2 protein-coding genes are annotated in these 2747 nt (G+C 34.5%); both read left to right on the top strand.

Features of this window, described 5'->3' with window-relative positions; all coding sequences use genetic code 11:
- Positions 1–189: 189 nt before the first annotated feature.
- Positions 190–1683, top strand: coding sequence for a class I SAM-dependent DNA methyltransferase (locus HT693_RS07850; protein ID WP_000627747.1), 1494 nt, complete (start codon positions 190–192; stop codon positions 1681–1683).
- Positions 1684–1695: 12 nt separating this feature from the next.
- A partial coding sequence (locus HT693_RS07845; RefSeq protein ID WP_172925094.1) for a restriction endonuclease subunit S occupies positions 1696–2747 on the top strand: 1052 nt, incomplete at its 3' end.

Genomic DNA, 2747 nt, shown 5'->3' with positions numbered 1-2747 from the left:
GGTTGTGGATAGAACTGACAGAGTCAGTATCATATACCTACGGCAAGGTGAAGCTGACATGGTTTGAAGAGATTTTCGAAGAGTATAAAATATTCAGGTGACGCATAGATATAGTTAATTGAAGCTTTGTTTGAGATCTGATAAAATAATGATATTACTAAGTTTTAAAAACTAAAGAAAAGGGAAGATATGATTACAGGCGAATTAAAAAATAAAATCGATCAGCTGTGGGAAATTCTTTGGACAGAAGGAAACGCAAATCCTTTAACAAATATTGAACAGTTGACTTATCTCTTATTTATGAAAGATTTGGATAGTGTCGAGCTTGGACGTGAAAGTGATGCTGAATTTCTAGGGATTCCTTATGAGGGAGTTTTTCCAAAAGATAAACCTGAATACCGTTGGTCAACTTTTAAAAATATAGGAGATGCTCAGGAAGTTTATCGTTTAATGACTCAGGAGATTTTTCCGTTTATTAAAAATCTCAAGGGAGATACAGATGATACAGCCTTTTCACGATATATGCGAGAAGCTATTTTTCAAATAAATAAACCTGCTACGCTTCAAAAGGCAATTTCTATCTTAGATGTTTTTCCAACTAGGGGATTAGATGTAGATTTTGATAATGACAAACAAAGTATTACTGATATCGGAGATATCTATGAATATCTGTTATCAAAATTGTCGACCGCAGGTAAAAATGGACAGTTCCGTACACCTCGTCACATCATCGATATGATGGTTGAGTTGATGCAACCGACCATCAAAGATATTATCTCAGATCCTGCTATGGGTTCTGCTGGCTTCTTAGTATCTGCTAGCCGTTACTTAAAGCGTAAGAAAGATGAATGGGAAACCAATACAGATAATATCAATCATTTTCATAATCAGATGTTTCATGGAAATGATACGGATACGACTATGTTGAGACTTGGGGCGATGAACATGATGCTACATGGAGTAGAAAATCCACAAATCAGTTACCTTGACTCGCTGTCTCAAGATAATGAAGAAGCCGATAAATATACTTTGGTTTTAGCAAATCCTCCTTTTAAGGGCTCACTTGACTACAATTCAACCTCTAATGACCTTCTTGCAACCGTAAAAACCAAAAAAACAGAATTACTCTTTCTTTCTCTTTTCTTGCGAACTTTAAAACCAGGTGGACGAGCAGCAGTTATCGTACCTGATGGTGTCCTTTTTGGTTCGTCTAAAGCTCATAAAGGAATTCGTCAGGAAATTGTAGAGAACCATAAGCTTGATGCTGTAATCTCAATGCCTAGTGGTGTTTTCAAGCCTTATGCTGGAGTTTCAACTGCCATTCTCATCTTTACAAAAACTGGCAATGGTGGTACTGACAAGGTCTGGTTTTACGATATGAAAGCGGATGGCTTAAGTTTGGATGATAAGCGACAACCGATTAGCGACAATGATATTCCAGATATTATCGAACGCTTTCATCATCTTGAAAAAGAAGCAGAACGTCAGAGAACGGATCAATCTTTCTTTGTTCCAGTTGCTGAGATAAAGGAAAATGATTATGATTTGTCTATCAATAAATATAAAGAGATTGAGTATGAAAAAGTTGAGTATGAACCAACAGAAGTCATCTTAAAGAAAATCAATGATTTAGAAAAAGAAATTCAAGCTGGCTTAGCAGAGTTAGAAGAATTACTCAAGTAGGGAGGTAGCTGTATGAAAAAAGTGAAGTTGGGGGAAGTTTGTGAGATTTTATCTGGTTACGCTTTTAAATCATCACAATTTAATGATAACAAAATTGGTCTCCCCTTAATACGAATTCGAGATGTAGAAAGAGGTTTTTCTGATACCTACTTTGAAGGAACTTATTCCGAAGAATATCTTATTAAAAATGGAGACTTATTGATTACAATGGATGGCAGTTTTATATTGAAAAAATGGGAGGGGGATTTAGCGCTACTTAATCAACGTGTCTGTAAAATTAAAATTACGGATAAAAGTGTAGATGAAGGTTATATATCTTGGTTGATTCCTAAATTTTTAAAAGAAAGTGAAGATAAGACCCCTTTTGTTACAGTGAAACATCTTTCAGTAGCTAAAATAAAAGATATCTCATTTGTATTGCCTAATAAACTAGAACAAAAGCTAATTGCAAAAAAACTAAATACGATAAGTCAAATTTATGATTTTCGTAAAATTCAATCAGAAAAATTTAACGAGCTCGTCAAATCCCGATTTAACGAGATGTTTGGGGATTTTTATACTACATTATTCCCCAAATATAAAATAGGTGAAAAATTTGAAGTTTCTAGTGGAAGTACACCATCAAGAGATAATAAATTATATTGGGATAGCGGAACGATTAATTGGGTAAAAACAACTGAGGTAATAAATAGAGAAATTACGGAAACTGAGGAAAAAATCACAAAATTTGCTTTAGAAAATACATCTCTTAAACTTTTTCCAGTTGATACAATATTAATTGCTATGTATGGTCAAGGACAAACAAGAGGAAGAAGTGCAATCCTCAAAGTTGAATCTACTAGCAACCAAGCATGTGGGGCTATATTTCCAAATAAAATAGACAATCCAGTTTTTATTTGGCATCAATTAATGCTAAGGTATAGCGAATTACGAGAACTTGGACGAGGAGGAAATCAACCTAATTTAAACGGTCAACTGATTAAAAATTTTGAACTGATTTTCCCCCCTCTAGCCCTCCAAAATGAGTTCGCAGACTTTGTAGCCCAGGTCGACAAATCACAATT

The organism is Streptococcus sp. 2154 (assembly GCF_013277255.1).
Taxonomy (GTDB): domain Bacteria; phylum Bacillota; class Bacilli; order Lactobacillales; family Streptococcaceae; genus Streptococcus; species Streptococcus pseudopneumoniae.
The sequence above is the reverse complement of the archived record's forward strand: the minus strand, read 5'-3'. Positions and strand labels throughout refer to the sequence as shown.

Coding starts and splice junctions, on each gene's coding strand:
- HT693_RS07850 (WP_000627747.1), top strand. CDS start 190: ATGATTACAGGCGAATTAAAAAATAAAATCGATCAGCTGTGGGAAATT.